The 2233-nt window shown below is 66.7% G+C and carries 1 protein-coding gene; it reads left to right on the forward strand.

Annotated elements, in window-relative coordinates; translation table 11 throughout:
- Nucleotides 1-511: 511 nt before the first annotated feature.
- Nucleotides 512-2233, forward strand: a 1722-nt coding sequence (locus Q1K49_RS02660; protein WP_300522479.1) for a DUF3160 domain-containing protein, incomplete at its 3' end; no start/stop codon positions are given.

A 2233-nucleotide genomic window follows, 5' to 3' on the forward strand; every position in this document is an offset into this window, starting at 1 on the left:
GTTTCGTTCCCGAAAAGGGCTTTCATTCCAGCGAAACGACTGCTATGCTTCTTTCCGGTCATGGTGTATCGCCTCCCAAGGGCTCGGGTTGCTTATGCGCTGCAGACACCCTACACCATGACCTTCTTTCTTTGAATCCCCTCCGCAATCACTTCTTGCACACTCTTTAGAGCATAGGAAGTCCTGATCAAGTAGGAATCATCCCCTCTCGATCCCAGGTCGCATCGCGTTTTTCCGAGATCGGCATAGCGTTTTTCAGAGGTTCCCATAATCTGAAAACGGAGAGGGAGGGAGAGGACGGGAAGGCGAAGGGAGAAGGGGAGCACGGGGAGAAATGGGAGAGAAGGGAGAATGAACATCATCGCCCAGTCGTGTTGATGAAAGAAAGGGCACGAGGGGAGAAGGGGAGAAAAACATTGGAAACGCTGGAGGTGGAGCGCCGGGGGAGCGGCGCGGGGCGATTCATGCTATGCTTTCACGTGAACAGGACTCAGCGGGACAGTGAAGAAGGGTGAAAAAGGAGAAAGAAGAGGGCGGGAAAGGATGTGGCGGGTATGCGCGGAATGGGCGGAGCGCGGCGGGCGGCGGCGGGGACGGGAGGGAAAGCGCAGCGGGCTTTCGCGCAGGGGACGGCGGGGAGCGCGAACCAGCCGCGGATTGTGCGGGAAGCGCGAGGGGCAGGGGAGACGCGGAAGACGCGGCGGGGGACGGGAGGGGCGGTTTTCGGGTCGCCGCAGTGCAGGATCCTTGCGCCTTCGGCTTTCGAGGCACTGCGGGAGGGCCGTGCAGTTTCGGTTTTCGCGGCAGGATTGCGGCGTGTTCTCTCCGGAACGAAAGTCCTGCGGCGGGGGATGCTCGCGGTGGTGCCGCTCGTTGCGGCGGCGGTGCTGACGGTTCTGTCGGCGCTGTCCGCCTCGCCGGTGACGGCGGCGCCGGGGGGCTTTCGGCCTCGCCCGCCTTTGCCGGAACGTCTCCGGCGCACCGAGGTGAGTTCTACACGGTGGTGCGGCACATTGCCCCCATCATGGAGAAGCCCGGTCCGTATGTGCTGGTGGAGGACGGGCGCGGCGTGGAGGATCAGGAGGGCATCGCCGGGTGCGTCTATTACGGCGGCCGGGTCGCGGCGGCGCCGGTGCCGGAGGCGCAGTGGGCCGCGGACTGGATGCTGCTGCTCCATCAGGGGCGGGTGCTGGGCTACGTGGAGAAGAATGCCCTGGTGCCCTTTCCCCGGCACACGCCCCTTGAACCGGAGCCTTTTTCCGCGGCGGCGGAGCGGCTGTCCCTCTTTCTGCTTCCGGGGTCGCACCCCGTCAGGGACTACAGCGACTTCTATCTGCCTCGGGGGGTGACCGTCACCGGCGTGGGCGAGCTGGCGCTCGGGGGTGAAGCCTGGGTGCTGCTGCGTTTTTCGAGCTTCGGCGTCTACGGGGACGGGGAGGGGGTCGACTCCGGGGCGGGGGACGTGCATACCCGCTACGCCTGGGTGCGTGCACGGGAGCTGCTCCGGCTGAGGGACTACGCTCCCGATCTGTCCCGGGTGGACGAGGCCCGGCTTCCGGGGGAGATGATGGAGTGGCAGTGGGACGGAGGGCTGGGGGCCGTTCCGCTCGACGGAAAGACCCGGCGGCTCTTGCTCGCCCGGGGGTTTGCCGTCCGCCCGGAGCCGCTGTCGGTGGAGAACCTGATGGTGGACGATCTGGTGGACGCCTATCCGATGGATCCCTCCCACGTGGTGCCGCTTTTTCTCACGGCGGATCTGGGGTTGCACACGTTTCATCTGCTCTTCGACCGGATGCTGCAGAAGGTGGAGGAGCGCCACTTCGCCCCGCTGCTGGCGGAGCTTTTGGGGCGGCTCGACGCGGCCCTGGCGGCCCGGGAGGGGGTGCTCGCCGGGTCGGCCCGGGGGCGGGAGGTGGTGGACCTGGCCCGGGACTACCTTGCAGTGGCGCGGGCGCTTCTGGCAGGCGGAGAGGGCGGTGACGCACCCCTCGTCGCGGCGGTTCCGCCCCTCGGTGAGCGGGCGCGGACGGAGTACGACCGCATTCTCGCCGCCGCGGACGTGACGGAGAGCACGCTCACGGGCAAGCGGCACGACTACACGCTCTACAAGCCCCGGGGGCACTACACGCTCTCCCCGACGCTCTCACGTTATGACCGGGCCATGAGCCTGCTCGGCGGGCTGACGTTTCCCCTGAAGGGCGTGGCGGGGGAGGACGAGGCGGTTCTGCGCAAC

Source organism: Aminiphilus sp. (genome assembly GCF_029975095.1).
In the GTDB taxonomy this organism is placed as follows: Bacteria; Synergistota; Synergistia; order Synergistales; family Aminiphilaceae; genus Aminiphilus.